Raw genomic sequence first — 624 nt, forward strand, 5'->3', positions numbered from 1 at the left:
ATGTCCATCAAAAACTGGGAGAAGGAATATGATGTCGGCATAGTGAAGAGGGCTGTTATGAAGGTTCACCCAGGCATGCCCCTCAAGGAGAGGATAAACCACATAATATACAGGCTCAACACCCAGAAGCAGATACTTGAGCAGACCGCCTACAAGATGGAGCAGAGGGACAAGGAGTTCTTCGAGAAGGTCACCGAGGCCCTCATCAACAAGGACGAGGCGAGGGCCAAGATGTACGCCAACGAGTGCGCGGAGGTCAGGAAGATGGCAAAGGTCGTCCTGAGGAGCCAGCTTGCCCTCGAGCAGGTAGCCCTTCGCCTCGAGACCATCGAGGAGTTCGGGGACGTGGCGGTCTCCATGGCTCCCCTTGCTCAGGTCGTGGGGAGCATAAGGGGGGAGCTGAGCGGGGTCATGCCCACGGTGAGCTTTGAGCTCGGCGAGATAAACGAGACCCTTGGCCAGCTGGTCACGGAGGCCGGGGAGGCAAGCGGTGCCTCGTACGACGTGGAGGCGAGCGAGGAGGCCAGGAAGATACTGGACGAGGCAGGGGCGGTTGCCGAGCAGAAGATAAAGGAGAGGTTCCCGGAGGCCCCAACGCTGGGAGCCGCCGAGGCCGACAAAGAA

Annotated in this window: 1 protein-coding gene; it reads left to right on the forward strand. The window is 59.6% G+C overall.

Annotation, left to right across the window (positions count from 1 at the left end):
- On the forward strand, positions 1–624 hold a 624-nt coding region (locus PRZ02_RS07325; protein WP_449465177.1), incomplete at both ends, for a Snf7 family protein.

Source organism: Tardisphaera saccharovorans (genome assembly GCF_046635845.1).
Lineage (GTDB): Archaea > Thermoproteota > Thermoprotei_A > Marsarchaeales > UBA168 > UBA168.